Consider the following 23,026-nt stretch of genomic DNA (forward strand, 5'->3'; position numbering starts at 1 on the left):
GGATCGGCCTCCACGTCTGCTACGGCGACTACTCGCGGATCTACCCCGAGATCAACGACTACCCGATCGACGAGTTCGACGTGGAGCTATGTAACGGCGACTTCGAGCAGATCCCGACGTTCACCGACCCCGAGTTCGAGCCCGACCTCGCGCTCGGCGTCGTCGACGCCCACACCGCCGAGGTCGAGCCGGTCGAGGAGATCAAAGCGAACATCCGACAGGGCCTCCGCGTCGTCCCGCCGGAGAAGCTCACGATCTCGCCCGACTGCGGGCTGAAGCTCCTCCCGCGCGACATCGCGTACGGCAAGACGGAGAACATGGTGACCGCGGTCCGCGAGGTCGAAGCGGAGATCGACGCCGGCGACATCGACCTCGACAACCCGCTCGCGGACGACTGAGGCGTCGTCGAGCGTTCGTCTCGGCACCGCTCCTGTGACTCTCGGTCCGCCCTTCGAGTCGGCGATACCCTCGCCTGTTCACTGCGGGCCGAACGCTGAATTCCCCCGCGCTAAGCCCGGTGCGAGATCGGCTGAGTCCGTTCGAGCACAGTTTCCGAGCGGCCGCTTTCCCCCCGAAAGCGGTCAGATCGAAGCCAAACGTTTCGTACAGAGACCACATACGACTCCGATCGTGAACACCGTTCGGCTGCTGGCGAACCCCGTCGTTCGATGGGCGATCGCGTTCCTTTACCTCGGCGCGTCGTTGACGTTGCTCATCGTGCTCGGAGACCTCCCGAGGCCGGATCAGATCGTGGTGACGATAACCTGTGTAATCGGCTTCTTCGTGGTTCCAATCGCGCTGAAGGGGTACGTGGATTCGGCGCCGGACCGGTACTGACAGACGCGATTCCGGGTATCCGAGCGGACTGGCCGTGGAGCGGCCGCGTTCGGTCGCAACTGCGCCACCGAACCCACGCCGCTATTTATAAAAGCTCGCCGCACCCACCGCCGACATGGACATCGGCGTGACGGTCGGTGACGACCTCGACCGCCTCGCAGCGTCGCCGGCGCGGTTCGACTTCTGCGAACTCGGCGTCGGCGAGCCGACGCTCGTGCCGGACGAGGTCGACCCCGGCCGCCTGACGGACGCGCTCGGCGGCCGCGACCTGCTCGTCCACCTGCCGTACAGCCAGCGACTGGCCAGCTACGTCCCCGAGGTGAACGACGCCATCGTCGACTACCAGCGCCGGCTCCTGACCGCGGCCGGCGACCTCGGCGCGGAGAAGGCGGTCCTCCACGCCACCTCCGCCGACCGCGACGACGTGGCGTTCCGCGAGACCGCGGCCGACCAGCTCCGGCGCCTCGCCGACGTCGGCCGCGAGGCGGGCGTCGAGGTCGTCGTCGAGAACGTCGGCCACCAGCACGCGGGGCTCCAGCTCTCGGTCCTCGGCGACCTCGCCCGCGAGACCGACACGCCGATCTGCTTCGACGTGGGCCACGCGTACATGGAGGGCGGCAACAAGGCGATCAGGCGGTTCCTCCGCAGCCACGGCGACCGGATCTCGCACCTCCACTGTCACGACGTGCGCCGCCGCGGCGACACCCACCTCCCGGTCGGGGCCGGCGAGGTCGACTACGACCTCGTCGCGTCCGAGCTCGACGGCTTCGGCGGGACGGTCGCGCTGGAGGTGTTCACCGACGATGCGGCGCTGCTCCTCGACTCGGCCGAGCGCGTCGCCGACCGCCTCGGCGCGTCCTTTTGACTTCGCGGCTCAGTTCGCTCCGCCGGCCGCGTCCTCGTCGTCCGCTCCGGGCGCGTCGTCGCTCGCGTCGGCCGCATCGCCGCTCGTCTCGGCCGCGTCGCCGTCGACCTGCTGTTTGATCGACTCCAGCTCGGACTCCACGTCGACCTCCGGCGGCTCGTCGGCGGCGTCACCGCTCGCATCGCCCTCACCGGGCGCCTCGTCGCCCGCGTCGTCGCTCTCGCCGGGTTCGGTCACGTCGATCCGGACGGGGTTCGCGCCGTCGCCTCGGTCGGACCGCTCCTCGGCGTCCCCTCGGCTCCGCGCGTTGCGGTCGCCGCCCAGCCGCCGGTCGCGCGCCGCGTCCGCCTCGCGGCGCCCCTCGTCGATGCGGGACTCGGTCTCCGCGGTGAGGTCGCGCGCGTCGGCGATGATCGAGCGCGAGGCGGCCTCCTCGGGGAGGTCGGCCTCCGAGAGCGCGGTCCGCAGCTCAGAGAGGGAGCGCGAGAGCCCGGCAGTCGCGCCGTCGCGCACGTCCGCGAGGCGGTCGCCCGCCCCCTCGGCGCCCTCGGCGACGCTCCGCCCCGGGTCCGCGAGCCGGAGCGTCCCCCGGAGCAGTTCGAGCGACTTGATCGTCGTCTCCAGCAGCGCGATGACCGTCGGGATGGTGTACTGCTCGGTGAACCGCACCAGCTCCGAGAGCCGCGGCGGCCGCGGGGGACCCCGGCGGTCGCGCTCGCTCTCCCGGAGGTCGGCCCGGAGCTCGCCCAGCACGTCCTCGAGCTCGTCGAGCCGCTCCTCGAGGTCGTCGTCGCGTCGGTCGCGGGAACTCATGCCACCTGCTACGGCGCGCGCGGATAAAAAGCCCGGCAGCGGTCGCGCCCGGCCCAGACCGGCCGCACCGCCGCCGGTCAGAAGGCCTCGCGCAGGAACGTCGGCCGCGGCGGGAAGAGTGCGCCGAGGTCGGCGGCGAGCCCCTCGCCGAAAGCGTCGTCGCCGACGTCCAGCGCGGCGTGCGCCCGGAGGTCGTCGACGCCGCGGTACCCGGCGTACAGCTGCGAGAGCGGGCCGATTCCCGCCGCTACGTCGGCGTCGTCCGGGCTTCCGGGGTCTCCGCCGGAGTCGACCCGCTCGGCGTCGATCTCGCCGCCCGCGACTGTCACCCGGATCGGTCGGTCGTGCCAGTCGACGAGCGGGTCGTCGACCGCGAGCGTGAACTCGGCGTCGAGATCCGGGTCGGGGGCCAGCTCTCGCAGCGCCGCAGGGACATCGACGAGCCGGAACATCGGTCCGGCGCGAACCTCCTCGGTCACCGCCCGCGGGTCGTCGACGCGGTCGAGGAGGCTCACGTCCGCGGGGAGGCGGAGCCGGACGCGCTCGACCTGCGAGTCGTGGTCCCGACAGAAGCGGAACACCTCGTCCCACGCGGACGGGTCGGCGACGGCGGCGTCGGAGACGACCATCGCCTTCCCGTCGCCGTCGTCGCGCTCGGTGAACGTGTACGACAGCAGCGCGCGGAGGTCGTCGTCCCGTCCGAGGCCGTAGACGAAGGGATCGGTCTGCCACCCGCGGAGGGTGTTCTCGCGCCACCACGCCGCCGTCCGCGCCATCGTGAAGTCGTACCGGTCCGCGGTCGCGGCGAGGAGGTCTGCCGCCGCCTCGTAGTCGCCCTCGTCGAGCCGCCGGAATTTCCCCGTTTCGTCACCTCCGTCAGTCGCGTCGGCCGCGAACGCCAACTGTTCCGGCGGCGTCTTCACCCACCGATATCGACTCACCGTCCCCCACCCGTACCGGCGGTAGAAGGGGTGTTCGAACGGCCACAGCACGGAGTACCGAATCTCGTCTTCCCGGTACTCCGTCAGCGACTCGCGGAGGAGCCGCTCGATGTGACCCTGGCGCCGGTGTTCCGGCGGGGAGGCGACCGCGGAGAGGCCGGCGGCGTCGCGGTCGCGCCCGCGGATCCGGAGCGTGAAGTCGTGGTGGCCGCACACCGCGACCGCCTCCTCGCCGTCGAACAGCCCCCGGTACTCGGCGAGGTGCTCGCGGTCGTCGTCGTCGGCCTCGGGGTCGTACGGCCCCTGCTCGGGAGAGAAGGCGTACCGCATGAACGCGCTGAACTCGTCCTCGCGCTTCTCCGGGAAGGGCCGGTAGTCGAGGTCGCCCATACGCCGTCGGCACCCGGGAGCCTGATAAGTGTTCCCGGCGCCTGCGTGTGGTTCTCACGCCACCGCCGCCCGCGGCCGGTCGCGCGGCCGGCTTAGTCGAACCGGCCGCGGCGGTACTGGACCGGCCACTCGACGTCCGCGCCGAGTTCGTGGGCGGCCTCTAGCGGCCAGTGCGGATGGCGGAGCAGCTCGCGGCCCAACGCCACGAGGTCGGCCCGCTCGTTCCGCACGAGGGCGTCGGCGTGGGTCGGCTCCGTGATCCCGCCGACCGCGGCGACGGGCACGTCAGTCCCCTCGCGGATCGCCTCGGCGTACGGCACCTGGTATCCCGGCCCCGCGCTCGGGAGCTCCTGGTCCGGGTGGATGCCGCCGCCGGAGACGTCTATCAGGTCGGCGCCGGCGTCGGCGAGGAGGGGGGCCAGCCGCACCGAGTCGTCCACGTCCCACGACTCGCGGTCGGGGAGCCAGTCGGTCGCGGAGATGCGGACGAAGACGGGTTTCCCGTCCGGCCAGACGTCGCGGACGGCCGCGACGACCTCGCGCAGGAGTCGCGTGCGGTCCTCGAAGCTTCCACCGTACTCGTCGTCGCGGTCGTTGGTGACGGGCGAGAGGAACTGGTGGAGGAGGTAGCCGTGGGCCGCGTGGACCTCCGCGACCTCGAACCCGACGTCGCGCGAGCGTTCCGCGGCGGCCGCGAACGCGTCGATCACCTCGTCGATCCCCGCCTCGTCCAGCCGGCGGGTGTCGGCGAGTCCGTCCTCGCCGACCTCCGCGTGGGGGTAGGGCTCGCCGGTCGCGGAGACGGTCTCCCACCCGTCCGCCTCGTCTCCCGGAATGGGGTCGCCCCCCTCGGCCGGCGGCCGGTGTGAGGCCTTCCGACCGGCGTGTGCCAGTTGGATCCCCGGCGCCGCACCCTGCGACCGGACGAACTCGACGATCGGTTCGATCGCCTCGGCGTGCTCGTCGGACCAGATCCCGAGGCAGTCCGGCGTGATCCGTCCGCGGGCCTCGACCGCGGTCGCCTCCGTCATCACGACTCCGGCGCCCCCGGCGGCGCGGGCGCCGAGGTGGACCCGGTGCCAGTCGGTGGCCAGGCCGTCGTCGGCGGAGTACTGACACATCGGCGACAGCATGATGCGGTTCCGGAACTCGGTGTCGCGAAGCGAAAGCGGCGTGAACAGCGTGTCGGTCACGGATCGGCGCACGACCGCCGCGACGTAAGGCCCTCCGATCCCCCGCCCGGATCGCCGCCGCTGGTTTAGGCCGACCGAAATCTATATGCCCGCCGCTCCCTGAGCGGGGTGTAATGACAACGGGAGACCGGATCGAGCCGGACGCCGAGCCGGCGACCGAGGAGCGACCGACGGTCGCCGCGACCCGCTGCTCGGAGGAACGGACCGTCTTCGCCGAACAGGGCAACACCGACGCGTGGATCGCGACCGACCTCACCGTCGATCTCGAACGGTAACGCGTCCTCAACGGCGCTCGACCGGCGCGGCGTCTCCTCCCGCCCAGCCCGTCGAGTTCACTCTTCCGAGCGGAGCGTCTCTCCGGTCGAACCGGCGGTCCGTGGCGTCGCAGCCGTTCCCGTGCCCCCTTCTTCCCTGCGCTGCGCGTCGGCGAGCGCGCGGATCCGGTCGAGGATCGCGTCGTATCGCCCGCGGTCGGATCCCTTCTCGAAGTAGGCGTCCGCGCCGGCGCCGAACGCCGCCGCCTCGCACTCCTCGCTCGGACACGTGCTGTGGAACACGACCGGGAGCGCCGGGTCGACCTCGCGCAACCGTTCGGTGAGGTCGACGCCGTGCCCGTCCGGGAGCCGCTGTTCGGTCACGACGCAGTCGACCGCGACCCGCTCGCCGCCGACCTCGATGCCGGTCTCGATGGCGTCGACCCCGTCGGCGAGGCGCTTCACGGACCGGACGTGGACGCGGTCCGTGATCCGCTCGGCGAACGTCTCGAAGAGCTCCGCGGAGCGGGCGTCGGGCTCGATCTGGAGGACGGCGATCGGCGCTTCGCGGTTCTCCTCGCTGACGGTCGTTTCGACTCGGTCGGTGGCTGCGGTCGTGTCCGCGTGTGTTTCGGACGGCGGTGTCTGGTCGGTCATGGGTTGTGGCGCTGGCGACGACTCGTCGAAGAATAACTTACTACGACGGTTGTAATCCTTCTACCAACAGTAGCCGCGGGAACGGTATAATAATTCCGCGATCACCGTTGTCACGCCCCTCAAACGCGATTATCCGGTAGTATTAGGTGAAAATTCCCGGACGTACGGAGGATTTCTCTCTCTGGGCCGCACGCGGCGCGACGCCGTGGGCGTGCGGCTCACGCCGGAGTGCCCGCTGACGGGATCGAGCGTCGCCGAAGGGCCCGTTACGGCGTCGAACGCCGCCGGCCGAGAGGCCTTAGGCGAACAGGTCGCGCGCCTCCCGGACCGCGTCGACCAGGGCGTCGACCTCCTCGACGGTGTTGTAGAAGTAGAAGGAGGCGCGCGCGGAGGCGGCGACGCCCATCTCGTCGTGGAGCGGCTGCGTACAGTGATCCCCGGCTCGGATCGCGACGCCGTAGTCGTTGAGGATGCTGGAGAGGTCGTGGGCGTGGACGCCGTCGACGTTGAACGCAACGAGGCCGCCGCGGTCGTCCCCGGGCGGGCCGTATATCTCGACGCCGCCGAGTTCGTCGAGTTCGTCGTAGGCGTACTCGGCCAGCAGGTCCTCGTGGGCCTCGATCCGGTCCATACCGATCGCTTCGACGTACTCGATCGCGGCCGCGAGGCCGATCCCCTGAGCGATGGAGGGGGTTCCGGCCTCGAACTTCCACGGCAGGTCCTCCCACGTGGAGTCCTCGAAGGAGACCCGCCGGATCATGTCCCCGCCGTAGAGGTACGGGCTCATCTCGTCGAGGATCTCCTCGCGACCGTAGAGGACGCCGATCCCGGTCGGGCCGCACATCTTGTGGCCGGAGAAGGCGAGGAAGTCGACGTCGAGCTCGTCGACGTCGACCGGGCGCGTCGGCACCGACTGCGCGGCGTCGGCGAAGACGTACGCGCCGTGATCGTGGGCCAGGTCGGCCAGCTCCCTGATCGGGTTCACGGTGCCGAGCGTGTTCGAGACGTGGACGACCGACACCATCTCGGTGTCGTCGTCGACGAGCTCCGCCGCGTGGTCCATGTCGAGCCGCCCCTCGTCGGTGACGTCGATGAAGCGCACGTCGGCGCCCGTCCGCTTGCCGATCTGCTGCCAGGTGACGAGCGAGGCGTGGTGTTCCATCTCGGAGAGGACGACGTTGTCGCCGGGGCCGAGCTCCTCCAGCCCCCAGGCGTACGCGACGAGGTTCATCGCCTCGGTCGTGTTCTTGGTGAAGACGATCTCCTCGCGGCCCGCCGCGCCGATGAAGTCGGCGACCGCGTCGTGGGCCTCCTCGTACGCGACGGAGGCCTCCTGGCTCAGCTGGTGGATCCCCCGGTGGACGTTCGCGTTGTAGCTCCGGTAGTAGTCGGAGATGGCGTCGACGACCGGGTCGGGCGTGTGCGAGGTCGCTGCGTTGTCGAGGTAGACCAGCGGGGTGTCGTCGCCCGCGCCCTCGCCGGCCGTCTCCGGGTCGCCGCCGACCTGCCGATCGAGGATCGGGAAATCGGCGCGGAGCGCCTCCACATCGAACGGGTACTGTTCGTGGACTCCCATTACCTGTTATCAGGCCCCGAGCACTAACACACCTTCGGTCCGGTACGTCTTGCGGGTATCGCAGACGCGCGATATCGGCCGGTCCGCGGCGGGGTACCCCCCGGATCCGCCCCGCGGCGACTTGCGCCTCGGACCGCCCGGCACCTCCTCGGACCCGCCCCCGCTCCGACGACTCCCGCGGCCGCCTACTCCCCCCAGTCCGGATTCGCCCGCGGCGGCGAGAAGATGTCGAAGCCGACGACCGGCTCGTCCGTCCGGTTCTCGGCCGCGTGCGGCTCGCCGCCGGGGATCACGTAGGTGTCGTCGGGACCGACGACGCGCTCCTCGCCGTCCGCGACGAACGTCAGCCGCCCGGCCGTGATCACGCCGACCTGCTCGTGCGGGTGGTCGTGTTCGGGCACCGTCTCGCCCGGTTCGATCTCGAACCGCTGGATGCTCACGTCGTCGCCGACGGCCCCCTGCGTGAGGAACACGCCGTCGACCGCCTCGACCGCCTCCGCGTCCGCGTCGGGTGCGACGTCCATACGGTCCCCCGCGACCCCGAGCCACCTAAATCCGCGGGCACGGGCAGTCGGCGCCGGGAGGGTCGGACCGCACCGTCGGCGTCTCCGACCCAGCCGCCGTCACGGGAACGGGTGGTACGGCCGGTCGAGCGCGGGCTCGAACCCCATCGACCGCGGCACCTCGCGGGCGCGGTCGCCGAAGAACGGGTCGCCGGTGAACAGCGGCTGTGCGCCCGGCACGAGCACCCGCGCGGCCTCGAAGCCCAGCGCAGCGAGGTCGCGGGTCGTCACCCGGGCGACGTACGGGTCGAGCCCGACGGCCTCGACGCGGTCGACGACGGCCGACAGCTCGGCCTCGCCCGTCAGCTCCGGCTCCCCGAGCCCCTCGGCCGAGACGGACGCGTCCGGGTCGAAGAACGCGGCCGTCTCCCCGGGCAGGTCGGCGTGGTGGCCGATCGCCGCCCCCTGCTCGTCGGCCGCGTCCCGCCCCATCGAGCGGAGCTCGGTCCAGTTCTGGAGCGCCTCAGCGAGCGCGCTCCGCGCCGCCGCGGCCGGGTCGAGGTCGGCGCCCGACCCCGCGGCGAACCGCGGCCAGTCGCCCTCACGGCTGACCCCGACCGCGACGACGGGCACGTCCACGTCGGTCGTGACGAGCAGCGGCGTCACCGACAGCGACTCTGCCCGCGCTCGCTTCTCCAGTTCGGCGAAGCCCGGGTCGTCGACGTCGAGCCCGAGCGGCTCCGTCGTGGAGTACCAGCTCGTCATCGTCGCGTCGCGCTCGATCGCCTCGTACAGCCCGGAGAGCGCGGCGTCCGGACCCGAGCTACCGAGGCCGAGCCCGGTCGTGATCGGCGGCCGGTACCGCCGCTCCGGCGGCGGGAAGTGAACGAACTCCGCCGGGAGGCTCGCCGGTTCGCCCGTCCCGAGTCGTTCGCCGCGGACCCACGAGAGCCGGTCGTCGCGGTCGTACGCCTCGGCGCCGTCGGGGCGGACGAACGCGTCCGGGGTGACCGGGTTCGGAACGTTCGCGGCCGGCGCGCGCGCGAACGACGCCTCGCGGTAGACGCCCGCCGCGTACCGCTCTAGCCCCTCGCCGAGCGCCTTCATGAACGCGGCGTCCCAGTCGGCGGCCGCGCCACCACCGAAGTCCGCCGCGTCGGCGTCGGAGAACGGGGTGGTGTCCGCGACCCGCGCGACGTAGTACGGCACGGGGAACGACTCCTGCTCGCCGACCTCCGCCAGCGCGCCGATCCGGCGGTCGACGGCGCGCTCTGCCCGGTCGATCGCCTCGTCGAGGCCGCGGTCGGCGTGGTCGCGCGGGAGCGCGTCCCCGGGGCCGTCGCCGCAGCCGCACCCCGGTACCGGGAGGAGGGTCCGCTCGCCGCCCGGCACCTCGACGACGGTGTCCGCCACCGGGTCGCCCGCGAGGAGCCGGATCGTCCGGCGTCCGGCCACCGCGCCGGCGTAGCGCACCGCGGACCGGCGGCCGGTCGGCGCGTCGGCGGGCTCCGCCCCGCCGCTCTCGACCCGGGCGCGCAGGCAGTCGTAGCAGGCGTCGTCGAAGACGGTCACGGCGACGTCGAGGTCGGCGAGGGGAACGCCGCCGAGCCCACCCACCTCGACCGCGACCCACCGATCGAGCATGTCGTCCGCGGCCCCGAACGTCGCCGACCCGGCGGTGTCGACGACGACCGCGGCGTCGAATCCGTCGAGGAGGTCGGCCTCGACCGGCATCGCGTTCACGTCGACGTCGCCGAGCGCGGCCTCGGCGGCCTCGACCGCGGGGCCGTCGCCGACAAGTCCGATGTCCATACCCGGTCGACGCGAGGCGGCGAAAAAAAGCCGCGGGTCCGCGGCGCGCGGCGGCTCGTTCGGCGCGTCCGCGGAGGGAGTCCGAGAGCGCTCGCGGGCGCGCTCAGGCGGGCGTCGCCGCCAGCATCTCGGCGGCCTCGGCGGCCAGCTCCGCGGCGTCGATGTCCCGGAGCCGGTCGTCGCCGAGCTTCAGGCGGAGCCGCGGTCGGCCGACGTCGATCGGGACCTTCTCCGTGTCGATGATCCCCTGATCTTCGAGGCGCGTCTTCGTCCGGGAGAACGTCGCCTTCGAGGCGATACCGACGTCCTCGCCCCACTTCGAGATGTCGTAGAGGAGCACGTCGTTCTTCGCCGCGACGCGCAGCGAGACGGTCACCTCGTCGAGGTCCACCCCGTCGTCGCGCTCGGTCGCGTCGAGGACGGCGTCGAAGTCCGACCGGGCCTCCTCACCGATCTCGGACTCCAGCGTCTCGCGGACCCGGGCGATCGCCGGCGTGCGGAGCGCGTACGCCTCTGCGTCGTCGAAGGCGGCGCGCTGGGTCTCGTACACCTCCTCGACGAACTCCGCGTCGTCGGTCGAGAGCGCGGCGACGCCCTCCCCCGCGGTGACCAGGGCGACGACCCGAGAGGGCGAGACGAACAGGGCGTTGTCGACCTCCCCGTCCAGCACTCGGATGTCCAGGTCGCCGTCGGCGACGAGGTCCGCGGCCCGGGACGCGACGACGAAGTCGTCGAGCACGTCCTTCAGGGTGCGTTCGTCGGCGAGCATCGACAGCTTCGGGAGGTCGTCCCACCCGACGGCCGTCTCGACCAGCGATACGATCGTCTCTGCGGCGGGGTCCACGACGAGAAGCTCGTCGTCGTCCCCGTCGAAGGCCGCTTCGAGCGCGGCCTCGACGTCGGCCGCCAGTAAATTCGATACCATTTGTCTCTCGGTATAAAAGCCGGTTGCGTATTTAATATTAACGGGGTTCATGGAACGAATAACCCGATAAGCGTGCTTGAGGCGGGTAAATTCGGCAGATCGGGGTTACCCAAGCGCAGTCGACGCGAGGCGGCCTCGCGTCCGGCCGCCGCGGGTCGCGCGCTCGGGGCAGCGGACGCGAGCGGGGTCGCACGCGCGCCGGCGACGGAAGGATTAATGCGCGGTCGCGCCCGGGTTCGCACATGGACCACGAGCACGTCCGGGAGGTCGATCCGGCGGTCGCCGACGCGCTGGCGGGCGAGCGCGACAGACAGGAGCAGACGCTCGCGATGATCGCGAGCGAGAACCACGTGAGCGAGGCGGTGCTGGAGGCGCAGGGGAGCGTCCTCACCAACAAGTACGCCGAGGGCTACCCCGGGTCGCGCTACTACGCCGGCTGCGAGTACGCCGACGAGGTCGAGGAGCTGGCCATCGAGCGCGCGAAGGAGCTTTGGGGCGCCGACCACGTCAACGTCCAGCCGCACTCCGGCACGCAGGCGAACCAGGCGGTGTACTACTCCGTCCTCGAACCGGGCGACAAGATCCTGTCGCTGAAGCTCAACGACGGCGGCCACCTCTCGCACGGCCACCCCGCGAACTTCACGGGGCAGCTGTACGAGGTCGAGCAGTACGAGGTCGACCCCGAGACGGGGTACATCGACTACGAGGGGCTCCGGGAGGTCGCCGAGGAGTTCGACCCCGACATCGTCGTCTCGGGCTACTCCGCGTACCCGCGCGCCGTCGAGTGGGAGAAAATCCAGGCGGCGGCCGACGCGGTCGACGCCTACCACCTCGCGGACATCGCCCACATCACCGGGCTCGTCGCGGCGGGCGTCCACCCCTCGCCGGTCGGCGTCCCCGACTTCGTCACGGGCTCGACCCACAAGACGATCCGCGCCGGCCGCGGCGGGATCGTGATGTGCGACGCGGAGTTCGCGGACGACATCGACTCGGCCGTCTTCCCCGGCGGGCAGGGCGGCCCGCTGATGCACAACGTCGCCGGCAAGGCGGTCGGGTTCAAGGAGGCCTTAGAGCCCGAGTTCGAGGAGTACGCCCAGCAGGTCGTGGACAACGCGGAGGTGCTCGCCGAGACGCTTCAGGAGCACGGGCTCTCTTTAGTCTCCGGCGGGACCGACAACCACCTCGTGTTGGCCGACCTGCGCGACTCCCACCCCGACCTCTCCGGCGGGGACGCGGAGGACGCGCTCGCGGCCGCGAACATCGTCCTCAACGGGAACACGGTCCCCGGCGAGACGCGGTCGGCGTTCGACCCCTCGGGGATCCGCGCGGGCACCGCCGGGCTCACCACCCGCGGCTTCGACGCCGACGCGATCGAGGAGGTCGGCGACCTGATCTACCGCGTCGTCGACGACGTCGACAGCGACGACGTCATCTACGAGGTCGGCGAGCGCGTCGTCGAGCTCTGCGAGGCGCACCCGCTGTACGAGTAACCGACCGCTCCGATGCGGGATCGCCCTGTCGCGAGACCGCACCGGCGCGGACGAATCCGTGCGTAAAAGTGGGGCCGGCTCGCAGGGGTCGGTATGGACGCTCCGCCGTTTCTCGCCGCCCGCCTCGACCGCGGCGCCGCGCCGTTCGCCGTCGGGGACGTGATCGCGTTGATCCTGTTACTGACCGTCGGGACGCTCAACCACCAGACCGTCGAGTTCCTCACCGCGAACCCGCTGTACTTAGCGGGCGTGTTCGCTCCCTTCCTGATCGGCTGGGTCGTGGTCGCGCCGCTCGTGGGCGCCTACTCCGCCGGCGCGGTCGAGACCGCGAAGTCCTCGGTCCCGCTCGTGATCCGGTCGTGGATCCCGGCCGCGGTCGTCGGACTCGCGCTGCGCGCGTTCGTCTTCCGCGGCGGGGCCGAAGTCACGTTCGCCGCCGTCATGCTCGTGTTGGGATCCGTCGCCCTCGGCGCCTGGCGGGCCCTCTACTTCCGGTTCCGATAGTCACCCGCGCTCTCTGCGCGCCGAGCGCCCGACCGCGGTGCCTCGCTTCTCGCTGACGCGGTCGACCGGCCGACTGTGGTGTTGCTCTCCTTGCTGGCCGTTCTCCTCCCCGACCTCTCTTCCCACTGGTCCCTCCTCTCGCCGACTACCCATCCCGAGTCGACGGAGCCTCGGGCCAAGCCATAAGTTATGAGTAACATCCGCGTGTTCACGGACGAACTGCTTCCGAACCGCGGGAAAAATTTAATATTGATTTTCGACTACTACCCAATGGAAGCATGACTGGATACTACGACTACGTGCTTGGGCTCATCCCGGTGGCGTTGATCGGTGTGACCGCCTCGCTCACGCTGGTCGGACTGTCGTTGACGTCGGCGCTCCCGGTCGGTGCCGTCGCCGCGGCCACGGTGATGGCTCACGCGATGTTCGTCCGAAATCCAGTCGCGGACAGCGCCCCCGAACGGCGGCCGTTCGACGGCGACGCCGGCGAGCGCTCCGCGGGCGGCGGTTCCTCGGCGGGCACCGCCGACTGAGGCGCGGAGTGATTCCCGGTCGCCGCGGCGTCGCGTTTCCGGCCGCCGCGTCCTGTACCGTTTAGTCCCCGCGCCACGAGTGGCCGACTATGACGGAGACCCTGTTCCTCACTAGCTCCGAGGTCGACGACCTCGCGGACCCGGCCGACTACGTCGCCGCCGTGCGCGACGCGTACCGACAGGTGGGCGAGGGAGCGCCCGCCGAGCCGCGGACGAAGCTCCTCAACCGCGAGCCGCCGGGCATGCTCACCACCTACGCCGCCCTCCTCCCGGAGACGGGCGCGATGGGCGGGTACACCTACTCGGCGGGGTTCGGCGCGGGCGACGCGTGGTTCATGACGCCGCTGTTCGACGCCGAGTCGGGCGAACCGCTCGCGCTGCTCGACGGCGCGTCGATGAACCCGTTCAAGACCGGCGCCGCGGGCGCGGTCGCGGTCGACGCGCTCGCCCGCGACGACGCGACCGAGCTCGCCGTGATCGGCAGCGGCGCGCAGGCGCGCGGACAGGTCGCGACGACCGCCACGGTCCGCGAGTTCGAGGCGGTCCGCGTCTTCTCGCCGACCCGCGAGAACCGCCAGGCGTTCGCCGCTGACTTCGGCGACCGGCTCGCCGCCGACGTGACCGCGGTCGAGAGCGCGAGCGCCGCGCTGGCGGGGGCCGACGTGGTCATCACCGCGACGACCGCCAGCGACCCCGTGATCGCCGACGCCGACGTGGAGCCGGGGACTCACGTCACGGCGATGGGCCAGTACGACCCGGAGAAGAACGAGCTCCCGCCCGAGCTCGTCGCTCGGGCGACGTACGTCCCCGACCTGAGGGCGCGCGCGACGCAGGACGCCGGCTCGTACCTCGCCGCGGTCGAGGCCGGCCTGATCGAGGCGGGCGAGGGGATCGCCGCCGACCTCGGCGCGGTCGTCGCGGGCGACCACCCCGGCCGGGCGAGCGACGACGCGGTGACAGTCTTCGACTCCGGCGGCACCGGCGTCGAGACGGTCGCGGCCGCGCACATGCTGTACGAGCGCGCGAGCGAGAAGGGTCGGGGGCAGACCATCGACTTCGCGCCCGCGAGCGAGGCGCTGACTGGCGAGTAGGCGGGGGTTGAAGTGGCGCGCCGCCGACCGGCCGGTATGCTGATCGGCATCGTCTCAGACACGCACGACGACTCGGCCGCGGTCGAGGCGGCCGTCTCGCTGTTCGAGCGCGAGGGGGTCGACGCGGTCGTCCACTGCGGCGACTTCGTCGCGCCCTTCTCAGTGACCCCGTTCGACGCCGACTTCGCGTTCCACGCGGTCCGCGGGAACAACGACGGCGAGTGGGCGGTCGAGTCGACCGTCGAGGAGTTCGGCACCTACCACGGCGAGGCTGCCGCGCTCTTGTTCGGCGGCGGAGACGGAGCGGGTGACGCCGTCGACGTCGCGGTCACCCACGGCACGAGCGACCTCGTCGTCGACGCGCTCGTCGACTGCGGCGACTACGACTACGTGCTCCACGGGCACACCCACGCGCACGGCGCCGAGGCGCACGGCGGGACCGTCCGGGTGAACCCCGGGGGGCTCCCGATCCCGGTCGACGGCGCGGACGACGCGTTCCGCGTGGCGACGCTCGACACGGCGGCCTCCGGCGTCGACGCCGTGACCCACCACGTCCTCGACCGCTGACGCCCCGTGGTAACGGACGCGCCGCTCGCACCCCGAGTTTTATCGCCGCTCGCTCGCTCCGTACGTCCATGAGACACGCACAGGGCCCGCTCCTCACGATCGACCTGACGGAGCGGACCGCGTCGACGACCCGGATCGACGACCGGCTGGCGTCGTTCGTCGGCGGCCGCGGGCTCAACACGTCGCTCGCGTACGACCGGATCCCGTTCGACGCCGACCCGCTCGGCCCGGAGAACCGCCTCTTCCTCTCGACGGGTCCGATGCAGTACTCGACGACCTCCTACACCGGCCGGATGGCCGCCACGGCCGTCTCGCCGCTCACGAACGGCCTCTGCTCGTCGAACGCTGGGGGATTCCTCTCGCGAAACTTCACCGGCGCGGGGTACGCGGCTGTCGAGATCACGGGCGTGAGCGACGACCTGCTCGCGGTCCACGTCCGCGAGGTCGGGCCGGACGGCGAGCCGGACGTGACCTTCGAGGCGGTCGACGACCTGGAGCAGGCCGAGGTGTCGGCGGTCTCCGATCGGTTCGCCGAGACGCACGACCTCGGCCCCGAACACGTCGCCTGCGTCGGGCCCGCGGGCGAGAACGAGGTCCGCTTCGCGTCAGTCATGACCTCCGACACCCGGGCGTTCGGCCGCGGCGGGCTGGGCGCCGTCCTCGGTGCGAAGGGCGTGAAGGCGCTCACGTTCGCCGGCGACGCGGACGCCGAAATCGAGGTCGACTGGCCCGACGAGGCGGCCGAGGTCCACCGCGAGGCGGCCACCTCCGACTCGATCATGAAACGGCAGGGGACGACGGGCGTGACGGAGCTGGCGAACGAGGTCGACGCCCTCCCGTCGTACTACTTCGCGGAGACCTCCTCCGAGGGCGTCGAGGCCATCTCCGGCGACCGCGTCGAGGAGAAGAAGTACGAGAAGGGGACCTGTTCGCAGTGCGCGTTCGCCTGTAAGCTCCCCACCCGCGACGAGGCGACCGGCGTCGAGACGGAGGGCCCGGAGTTCGAGACGGTGATGGCGTTCGGCTCGAACGCGGGTGTCGACGACGTGGTCGACGTGATGCGCGCCAACGAGCTGTGCGACGAGCTCGGGATGGACACCATCTCCTGTGGCGACGTCGTCTCCATGTTCTTAGAGAGCGAAGACGAGTTCGGCAACGCGGACCTCGTCCGCTCGCTCGTCGAGCAGATCGCCTATCGCGAGGGCGTCGGCGACAAGCTCGCGGAGGGCGTCCACCGCGCACACGAGGAGTTCGGCGCGGACGACTGGACGGTCAAGGGGATGGCCTTCTCCGGCCACGACGGCCGCGCGCTCAACGGGCAGGGACTCGCGTTCGCGACCGCGAACCGCGGCGCGGACCACATGTACGGAGAGTTTTACCCCTACGAGTACCCGCTCGTCGACCCCGACGAGGCGTTCGACCCGCAGGGCCTCGACGGGAAGCCGCCGAAGCTCGTCGCGAAGGAGAACCGCAACGCGGTCCTCGACTCGGCGGTGGTCTGTAAGTTCTCGCGGGGAACCGTGACCGACGACCGGCTCGCGGCGCTGCTCGACGCCGACTACGACGACCTCCAGTCGCTCGGCGCCCGGGTCGTCGAGTTAGAGCGCGCGTTCAACAACGCCCGCGGCTTCGACCGGAGCGACGACACGCTCCCGTACGCCGACGCCATCGACGGGTTCGACGCGGCGCTCTCCGAGTACTACGCGCTCCGCGGCTGGAACGACGACGGCACCGTCCCGGGGCACGGCGACGGGCTCGACCCGGCCGGCGCGGCGCCCGCCGACGACTGACGGGCGCGCTCGGCCCGCGCCTCCGCCCGCCTACCCGTCGCCCGGGTCGAGGTCGACGCCGCGGAACTCGAACCGGGCCCCGCCGGCCTCGCTCTCGGCGAGCTCGACCGCCCAGCCGTGCGCCTCCGCGACCTCGGCGACGATCTTCAGTCCGAACCCGGTCCCGTCGTGGTCCGTCGTCACGCCCGCCTCGAACACCTCTCCGCGGTCTTCGGGGTCGACGCCGGGGCCGTCGTCTTCGAGGTAGAAGCCGTCGTCGAGCGCCCCGACCGTGACCGCCACGTCGGGTCCGGCGTGGGCGACCGCGTTGGCGATGAGGTTCTCGAGGGCCTGTCGCAGGCGGCTGCGGTCCGCGGCGACGACGGCGTCCGTCTCGACCGCGATCGTCGCCGACTCGGTGTCGACGGTTTCCCAGCACTCCGCGACGAGGTCGGGCAGCGCAACGGGCTCGGTCTCGTCGATGCTGGCGCCCTGCCGCGCCAGCGCGAGCAGGTCCTCGATGAGCACGTCCATCCGGTCGAGCGAGCGCTCGACCGCGCCCAGCTCCTCCACGTCGACCGACTCCTCCGCGAGCCGCTCCGTGACGATCTCGAGGTTTCCAGTGGCGACGTTGAGCGGACTTCGGAGGTCGTGCGACACGAGGCTGGCGAACTCCTCTAACCGGTCGCGCTCGCGCGCGATCTCCGCCTCGCGCCGCCGGAGCTGCCGCTCGCGCTCGATGCGGACCAGCACCATCGTCACCGTCGCCGCCCAGATGCGCGCCACCGCGAGGTCGGAGTCGTCGAAGGCCTCCGGGGCCGTCGCGCCGACGTTCAACACGCCGTACCGCCCGAGCGGGACGACGAGCTCGCTCCGGATCGTGGCGTCGTCGCTGTGGCGGTCGGGGTCGTCGTGGACGTCCGCGACGTACGTCGGCTCGCCGCTCTCGAAGACCTCCCAGGTGATGCTCGGCTCGTCGGCCGCGAACGTCGGATGCTCGCCGACGACGTCGTCCGCGGTGTCCGTCCAGACGATCGGTTCGAGCGCGTTTTCCCGCTCGTCGTACAGCCATATCGCGGCGATCGGGTGGCCCAGCACGTCGTCGACGTACGACACCGCCGCCTCGGCGGCCGTCTCCCTGTCGGTCGTCTTCAGCAGCTCTCGGGTCGCCTCGTGGAGGGATTCGAGCGTCTCCGTGCGGCGCTGGAGCGCCAGCCGCCGCGTTCGCTCGTTCGTGACGTCGATCGCCGTGACGACCGCGTACGGGTCGCCACCGAGCTCGAACGGGCCGACGCTGACCCGAACCGGGACGAGGACGCCGTCCCCGCGGCGCACGGCCAGTTCGAACCCGTCCGCCATCGACCGCGCCTCGCCGGCGCGCGTCGTCTCGATCAGCGCCGTCACGTCGTGTCGAGACCCGTCTCGTTCGGCTCTCGCCTCCTCGCCGCCAAGGGGGGCACTCTCCTCGCCGTCTCCGGGTGCGCTCCCCTCGGCACCCCCCGGCGCAACCCCCTCCGCGTCTCCGGCTGCGCCCGCTTCGCCGTCGTCTCGGTCGGCGACGGGGGGCGGCGACGCGACGCGTCCCCAGTCCAGTTCGGTCGGATCCTCGAAGACGTCGCCGATCGCTCGGCCGGGGAGGTCGTCCGGATCGAGCCCGAACACTGTCTCAACGCTCGGCGTCCCGGCGTGGACGACCCCGTCGCCGTCGACGACGAGGGTTGGGTCGGGCGTCGCGTTGATCGCTTCCGGAAAGTGGTCCATGGTCACTCTTCTGCCGGCTCGTGGACGTGGCCGCACTCGGGGCAGCGCACCTCCTCGCCCCGGAGGTCGGCCGAGGAGGCTCGCACCTCGCGCATCACCTCGCTGATCCTGTCTTCGGCCTCCAACTCGTCGGCGACGGCGAGGTCGACGCCCTCGACCTCCAGGAGGAACTTCGCGACCTCGGTCACCTCGTACATCATCTCGTCTAAGTCCTCGGCGGTGAAGAACCCGGACATCGCGCCGTAGAGAAACGTCGCCCCCGCCTTCGTCACCTTCTCCTCGAAAGAGTAGCGCGCCTGGTTCACCGCCTGCGGCGTGTCCGTGTCGGTCATGAAGGGGATGAGCTCCGGGAGGTTCTCGCCGATCTTCGTCATCTCGACGCCGGTCTCCGTCCGGAAGTCGGCGCAGAGCCGGGCGATCGCCCACTCGCGGGCGGTGATGTACGTCCGGTCGCGGAGGAACTCGTTGACGCGCTCGTAGCGCGCGCCGTCCATCTTCTTGAACCGCTCGTACTTGCGGACATCCCGCGGCACGTCGTCGGTCGCGTCCGCCTCGTCTCCGGACGCCCCCGACGCCCCGGCGGTCGTCTCCGCGTCCGGTTCGTCGCCGGCGTGCGGATCGGGGTCGCCGTCGTCGTCGGAGGGTGACCGGTCCGTGGCGGCGTCGCCGGTCCCGTCGGCCGAGTCGGCCGTCGAGCCGGAGGGATCGCTCATACGTGCGACACTCCGCGGGCGAACAAAAGCCTTGTCGGTGGCGGTCCGCTCGGAGATCCACTTTTGTACCGTCGCGTGGAGGGGTTGGGCATGAAGGTGCTCTGCGGGATCGGCGGCAGCGACGACTCGTTCCGCGCGCTCGACCGGACGGTCGAGCGCGCGGCGGTCGCGAGCGACGACCTGACGATCGCGGTGGTGGACAACGAGGACTCCTCAGTGTCCCCCGACGAGGTCGTCGAGCGCGCCGAGGCGGCGGTCGAGGAGGCGGCGATCGACGCGGAGGTGCGGCGCGTCGAGGGCGACCCCGGGAGTCGGCTGGTGGACATCGCCGAGACGGAGGGGTTCGAGGAGATCGTCTTGGGCGGCGGACACACGAGTCCGATGGGGAAGATCACGATCGGGTCGATCGCGGAGTTCGTCCTGTTGAACGCCAAGACATCGGTCACGCTGGTCAGATGAGCGACCGAGGCTACCCGGACGCGGCGGCGGACGAGTTCCCGCCGCCGCCGACCGCGTTCACCGACCGCGAGGACCGCCGGATCGAGGTCCGGCCGTACGAGGGCGACCCGGCGGCCAGGGAGTCGTTGGTCGAGATGTACGACGCCTTCGACCCGGCGGACCGCGCGCAGGGGATCCCGCCCGGCGGCGAGGAGCGCATCCGCGAGTGGCTCGACGCCATCCTCGCCGACGACTGCTACAACGTGATCGCCTGGTGCGACGACGCGGCCGCCGGCCACGCGACGCTCGTCCCCGACGGCGACGCCTACGAGCTGGCGATCTTCGTCCATCAGGAGTACCAGCGTGCCGGGATCGGCACCCACCTCATCCGCGGACTGCTCGGCCACGGGCAGGCGAACGGCGTCGAGAAGGTGTGGCTCACGGTGGAGCGGTGGAACCGCGCCGCCGTCTCCTTGTACAAGAAGATCGGCTTCGAGACCTCCGACGCCGAGAGCTTCGAGCTGGAGATGGGGCTGCGGCTGCGCGCCGACGGGGAGACGGCCGCGGAGGGAGACGCGTCCGCGACCCCCGACGAGTCCGACGCCGACGAGTAGGGTTGGCCGGAATCTTCAAGCCTTTAGGGGCGGCCCGCGACCGCTCCGATATGAGTCACCGAATTCTGCTGCTGGGGGCGCCGGGTGCTGGGAAAGGGACGCAGAGCGCGAAGCTGGCCGACGCGTACGGCGTCGAGCACGTCACGACCGGCGACGCGCTCCGCGCGAACAAGGACATGGAGACGGAGTACGGCACGCCGCGCTCGTTCATGGAGGCGGGCGAGCTGGTGCCGGACCCGGTCGTCAACGAGATCGTCGAGGCCGCGATCGGCGACGCCGACGGGTTCGTCCTCGACGGCTACCCGCGCAACCTCGATCAGGCGGAGTACCTCTCGGAGATCACCGACCTCGACGCCGTCATCCTCCTCGACGTCGACGAGGAAGTGCTCGTCGACCGGCTCACCGGGCGCCGCGTCTGCGACGACTGCGGCGCGAACTACCACGTCGACTTCCAGCCGCCCGAGGAGCCGGGCGTCTGCGATGAGTGCGGCGGCGAGCTGATCCAGCGCGAGGACGACACCGAGGAGACCGCCCGCGAGCGGCTCGACGTGTTCTACGACAACACCGAGCCCGTGATCGACCACTTCCGCGACGAGGGCGTCCTCGTCGAGGTCGACGGCGAGGCGACCCCGGACGAGGTCTTCGCTCGGATCCGCGATGTCGTCGAGAGCTAATCCGCCGCGTGGCCGGGAGCCAATCCGCCGCGTGGCCGGGTGCCAGTCCGACCGGCGCCGGGGGCCGACCGAGCGACGATCCTACAAGGTTCTTAACCGTCGACCGCTAACCGGCCGCTAATGAGCAAAGTCGAACGGCGAGTCCGCTCGCTGGTCCGCGAGGACGGCGAGATGCGGGACGCCATCGAAACCGTCCTCGACAACGCTAGCGGCGGCGAGGTGCGTTGGGTCGATGTCCGCGACCAGATCACCAGCGGACAGTGGGGCCGGCTCATCGAGAAGGAGATCCTCGTCGACGGCGAGGAGGGCTTCGCGCTTGCCGACCGCGACGACATCGAGGCCGGGATGGAGGACGACTCGGGCGGCGGCGACGTTGAGACGCCGGAGACGACCTCCTGGTCGAAGTGGGATAAGCTGGCCGGGCTGGCGACGCTCGGCGCGTTCGTCGGCTACGCGGTCTCGCCGGTCCGGAACGCGATCGCCGGCGGCATCGACGTCGTCCTCGGCCCCCTTCTGAACGTCGTCCCCTTCTACGTCGTCATCATGGTCATCGCGCTCGGCACGGGGATGTACTCGACGCTGCTGCGCGCCGGGCTCATGGACATGGAGAAGATGGGCGCGTATCAGGAGCGGATGAAGGACATCCAGGAGCGCCGGAAGGAGGCCGAGAAGCGCGACGACGACGAGGCGCTCGACGAGATCCAAGAAGAGCAGATGGAGGCGATGGGCGACCAGCTCGGCATGTTCAAAGAGCAGTTCCGCCCGATGGTGTGGATCATGTTCCTCACCATTCCGGCGTTCCTCTGGATGTTCTGGGTGATCGGCTACCGCGGGTCTGAGGCCGCGTACCCGGCCGTCGCCGCCCAGGAGCTCGTCGTCCCGCTCGCGGGCACCGTCACCTGGGACACGGGGATCGTCGGCCCGATCCAAATGTGGATCCTCTGGTACTTCCTCTGCTCGATGGCGTTCACCCAGCTCGTCCAGAAGAGCCTCAACATCGAGATGTCGCCGTCCGCCTCGTAGGCAGCGCCGCGCTCTCCGCCGCTCCCCCTCCGTTTCCCTTCGACGCCGCCGTTCTCCCTCTCACTCCCGTTCCGCGAGGAGCGCTTCCACCTCCTCGCGCGACGGGATCGACCCCATCCCGCCGACCGACCGGACCGAGAGCGCGGCGGTCGCGTTGCCGAACGCGACCGCCTCGCGGAGCGCCTCCGCGTCGGCTCCGGACTCAGACTCGGCACTCCCCGCGAGCCGCGAGAGCAGGCCCGCGGTGAACGCGTCGCCGGCGCCGGTCGCGTCGACCGCCTCCGCCGGGAACCCGTCGTGCCGGACCGTCGTGGCCCCCCATGGCGCGTCGTCGGTACTGACCGCGAGCGCGCCGTCGCGGCCGAGCGTGACGACGACGGTGTGGGGGCCGAGCGCGAGCAGGTCGCGGGCCAGTTCCCCGCCCTCGCTCGTCGACAGCCCGGCCGCGGCGGCGTCCTCGTCGCTACACAGCACGACGCCGCTCTCGGCGACCGTCTCGCGGACCGCGGTCGACGCCGCCTCCGCCGTCTCCGGCGGCACCAGATCGGAGCGGTAGTTCACGTCGAACGAGACGGGACACCCGGCGGCGGTCGCCGCCGAGCGGAGCTCGCGGGTGGCCGCCCGCCCCCGCAAGTGCGTCAGCGCCACGCCGCCGAGGTGGACCCACGGCGGCGCGCTCGCGCCCCCCGGCGACGCCGCGCCGTCGTTGCCCGTCAGCGCCTCGGTCGGGACTGCGTCCGGGTCGAACCCGAACGTCGCGTCGCGGTCGCCGTAGAAGGAGAACCGCGGCCCGCCTTCGCCGGGCGGCGACACCACGGCGAGCGTCGTCTTCCCCTCGACGCGCTCGACGTGCGTCTCCGGAATCTCCGCCGCGGCGAGCGTCTCGGCGAGGAAGTCGCCGAACGCGTCGTCGCCGAGGCGCGTCCAGAACGCCGGCGGCGAGCCGAGCCGCGCGAGCCCGACCGCGACGTTGGCGGGCGCGCCGCCGGGCCGGTGGGCGTAGCTGTCGACCTCCCGCAGCGTCTCCCCGGAGTCGGGCACGAAGTCGACGAGCGTCTCTCCGGCGACGAAGATGCCGGCCAT

24 protein-coding genes and 1 pseudogene are annotated in these 23,026 nt (G+C 71.4%); 14 read left to right on the forward strand and 11 right to left on the reverse strand.

Annotated elements, in window-relative coordinates; genetic code table 11:
• From B9G38_RS03880 to B9G38_RS03890, 3 genes and pseudogenes are all read left to right on the forward strand, one after another.
• Window positions 1-398: pseudogene (locus B9G38_RS03880) on the forward strand (methionine synthase); the annotation flags it as partial.
• A 232-nt stretch (window positions 399-630) separates the two neighbouring features.
• Window positions 631-837: a hypothetical protein gene (locus B9G38_RS03885; RefSeq protein ID WP_233125165.1), complete on the forward strand. Its 207-nt coding sequence runs from the start codon at window positions 631-633 to the stop codon at window positions 835-837.
• Between the two features lie 115 nt (window positions 838-952).
• A complete protein-coding gene (locus B9G38_RS03890; RefSeq protein WP_086219547.1) occupies window positions 953-1,702 on the forward strand; it encodes a sugar phosphate isomerase/epimerase in 750 nt (249 codons plus the stop codon).
• A gap of 9 nt (window positions 1,703-1,711) precedes the next feature.
• Here B9G38_RS03890 and B9G38_RS03895 read toward each other — a convergent pair whose 3' ends face one another.
• From B9G38_RS03895 to B9G38_RS03905, 3 genes are all read right to left on the reverse strand, one after another.
• Window positions 1,712-2,515, reverse strand: a complete 804-nt coding sequence (locus B9G38_RS03895) for a hypothetical protein (protein ID WP_086219548.1) — start codon at window positions 2,513-2,515, stop codon at window positions 1,712-1,714.
• 77 nt (window positions 2,516-2,592) lie between these two features.
• Complete coding sequence (gene eis, locus B9G38_RS03900; RefSeq protein WP_086215649.1) at window positions 2,593-3,846, reverse strand: enhanced intracellular survival protein Eis; 1,254 nt, start codon at window positions 3,844-3,846, stop codon at window positions 2,593-2,595.
• Between the two features lie 92 nt (window positions 3,847-3,938).
• Window positions 3,939-5,039, reverse strand: coding sequence for an NADH:flavin oxidoreductase/NADH oxidase (locus tag B9G38_RS03905; protein ID WP_086219549.1), 1,101 nt, complete (start codon window positions 5,037-5,039; stop codon window positions 3,939-3,941).
• A gap of 113 nt (window positions 5,040-5,152) precedes the next feature.
• Between B9G38_RS03905 and B9G38_RS18165 the strand changes: the two genes are divergently transcribed.
• Window positions 5,153-5,314 carry a hypothetical protein gene (locus B9G38_RS18165; protein WP_167373079.1) on the forward strand — a complete coding sequence of 54 codons (162 nt, stop codon included), beginning with the start codon at window positions 5,153-5,155 and terminating at the stop codon, window positions 5,312-5,314.
• Window positions 5,315-5,371: 57 nt separating this feature from the next.
• Here the strand turns inward: B9G38_RS18165 and B9G38_RS03910 are convergent, their stop codons facing one another.
• From B9G38_RS03910 to tbsP, 5 genes are all read right to left on the reverse strand, one after another.
• Window positions 5,372-5,950: a response regulator gene (locus B9G38_RS03910; protein ID WP_086219550.1), complete on the reverse strand. Its 579-nt coding sequence runs from the start codon at window positions 5,948-5,950 to the stop codon at window positions 5,372-5,374.
• A 298-nt stretch (window positions 5,951-6,248) separates the two neighbouring features.
• On the reverse strand, window positions 6,249-7,526 hold the full coding sequence (locus B9G38_RS03915) for an aminotransferase class V-fold PLP-dependent enzyme (protein ID WP_086219551.1): 1,278 nt from the start codon (window positions 7,524-7,526) through the stop codon (window positions 6,249-6,251).
• A 185-nt stretch (window positions 7,527-7,711) separates the two neighbouring features.
• Window positions 7,712-8,050: a cupin domain-containing protein gene (locus B9G38_RS03920; protein ID WP_086219552.1), complete on the reverse strand. Its 339-nt coding sequence runs from the start codon at window positions 8,048-8,050 to the stop codon at window positions 7,712-7,714.
• A 99-nt stretch (window positions 8,051-8,149) separates the two neighbouring features.
• Window positions 8,150-9,841, reverse strand: a complete 1,692-nt coding sequence (locus B9G38_RS03925; protein ID WP_086219553.1) for a YcaO-like family protein — start codon at window positions 9,839-9,841, stop codon at window positions 8,150-8,152.
• 103 nt (window positions 9,842-9,944) lie between these two features.
• Window positions 9,945-10,766: a transcriptional regulator TbsP gene (tbsP, locus tag B9G38_RS03930; protein ID WP_086219554.1), complete on the reverse strand. Its 822-nt coding sequence runs from the start codon at window positions 10,764-10,766 to the stop codon at window positions 9,945-9,947.
• Window positions 10,767-11,008: 242 nt separating this feature from the next.
• Here tbsP and glyA point away from each other — a divergent pair, with 242 nt between their 5' ends.
• The 6 genes from glyA to B9G38_RS03960 all read left to right on the forward strand — a co-directional run bounded on the left by glyA (window position 11,009) and on the right by B9G38_RS03960 (window position 16,741).
• Window positions 11,009-12,256, forward strand: coding sequence for a serine hydroxymethyltransferase (glyA, locus tag B9G38_RS03935; RefSeq protein ID WP_086219555.1), 1,248 nt, complete (start codon window positions 11,009-11,011; stop codon window positions 12,254-12,256).
• A 93-nt stretch (window positions 12,257-12,349) separates the two neighbouring features.
• Window positions 12,350-12,760 carry a DUF3054 domain-containing protein gene (locus B9G38_RS03940; RefSeq protein ID WP_086219556.1) on the forward strand — a complete coding sequence of 137 codons (411 nt, stop codon included), beginning with the start codon at window positions 12,350-12,352 and terminating at the stop codon, window positions 12,758-12,760.
• 278 nt (window positions 12,761-13,038) lie between these two features.
• Complete coding sequence (locus tag B9G38_RS03945; RefSeq protein WP_086219557.1) at window positions 13,039-13,293, forward strand: hypothetical protein; 255 nt, start codon at window positions 13,039-13,041, stop codon at window positions 13,291-13,293.
• Between the two features lie 89 nt (window positions 13,294-13,382).
• Window positions 13,383-14,384 carry an ornithine cyclodeaminase family protein gene (locus tag B9G38_RS03950; RefSeq protein WP_086219558.1) on the forward strand — a complete coding sequence of 334 codons (1,002 nt, stop codon included), beginning with the start codon at window positions 13,383-13,385 and terminating at the stop codon, window positions 14,382-14,384.
• 36 nt (window positions 14,385-14,420) lie between these two features.
• The gene (locus B9G38_RS03955) at window positions 14,421-14,951 is read left to right on the forward strand and encodes a YfcE family phosphodiesterase (protein ID WP_086219559.1); all 531 of its coding nucleotides are present in this window, start codon (window positions 14,421-14,423) and stop codon (window positions 14,949-14,951) included.
• A gap of 68 nt (window positions 14,952-15,019) precedes the next feature.
• Window positions 15,020-16,741, forward strand: coding sequence for an aldehyde ferredoxin oxidoreductase family protein (locus B9G38_RS03960; RefSeq protein ID WP_086219560.1), 1,722 nt, complete (start codon window positions 15,020-15,022; stop codon window positions 16,739-16,741).
• Between the two features lie 30 nt (window positions 16,742-16,771).
• Here B9G38_RS03960 and B9G38_RS03965 read toward each other — a convergent pair whose 3' ends face one another.
• Together B9G38_RS03965 and B9G38_RS03970 are read right to left on the reverse strand one after the other, a co-directional pair.
• Window positions 16,772-18,487: a GAF domain-containing protein gene (locus B9G38_RS03965; RefSeq protein ID WP_086219561.1), complete on the reverse strand. Its 1,716-nt coding sequence runs from the start codon at window positions 18,485-18,487 to the stop codon at window positions 16,772-16,774.
• On the reverse strand, window positions 18,484-19,194 hold the full coding sequence (locus B9G38_RS03970; RefSeq protein ID WP_086219562.1) for a DUF5806 family protein: 711 nt from the start codon (window positions 19,192-19,194) through the stop codon (window positions 18,484-18,486). The genes B9G38_RS03965 and B9G38_RS03970 overlap by 4 nt, the downstream gene beginning before the upstream one ends.
• Before the next feature lie 90 nt (window positions 19,195-19,284).
• Between B9G38_RS03970 and B9G38_RS03975 the strand changes: the two genes are divergently transcribed.
• From B9G38_RS03975 to B9G38_RS03990, 4 genes are all read left to right on the forward strand, one after another.
• Window positions 19,285-19,653 carry a universal stress protein gene (locus tag B9G38_RS03975; RefSeq protein WP_049930461.1) on the forward strand — a complete coding sequence of 123 codons (369 nt, stop codon included), beginning with the start codon at window positions 19,285-19,287 and terminating at the stop codon, window positions 19,651-19,653.
• Entirely contained in the window at window positions 19,650-20,246 is a 597-nt protein-coding gene (locus B9G38_RS03980) for a GNAT family N-acetyltransferase (protein ID WP_086219563.1), read from the forward strand. Before B9G38_RS03975 ends, B9G38_RS03980 begins: the two co-directional genes overlap by 4 nt.
• 50 nt (window positions 20,247-20,296) lie before the next feature.
• Window positions 20,297-20,920, forward strand: a complete 624-nt coding sequence (locus B9G38_RS03985; RefSeq protein WP_049930465.1) for an adenylate kinase — start codon at window positions 20,297-20,299, stop codon at window positions 20,918-20,920.
• 120 nt (window positions 20,921-21,040) lie between these two features.
• Window positions 21,041-21,943 carry a DUF106 domain-containing protein gene (locus tag B9G38_RS03990; protein ID WP_049930467.1) on the forward strand — a complete coding sequence of 301 codons (903 nt, stop codon included), beginning with the start codon at window positions 21,041-21,043 and terminating at the stop codon, window positions 21,941-21,943.
• A gap of 60 nt (window positions 21,944-22,003) precedes the next feature.
• On the opposite strand, the gene B9G38_RS03995 is transcribed toward B9G38_RS03990, so the two are convergent.
• Complete coding sequence (locus tag B9G38_RS03995; protein WP_086219564.1) at window positions 22,004-23,026, reverse strand: carbohydrate kinase family protein; 1,023 nt, start codon at window positions 23,024-23,026, stop codon at window positions 22,004-22,006.

Source organism: Halorubrum sp. SD612, assembly GCF_002135005.1.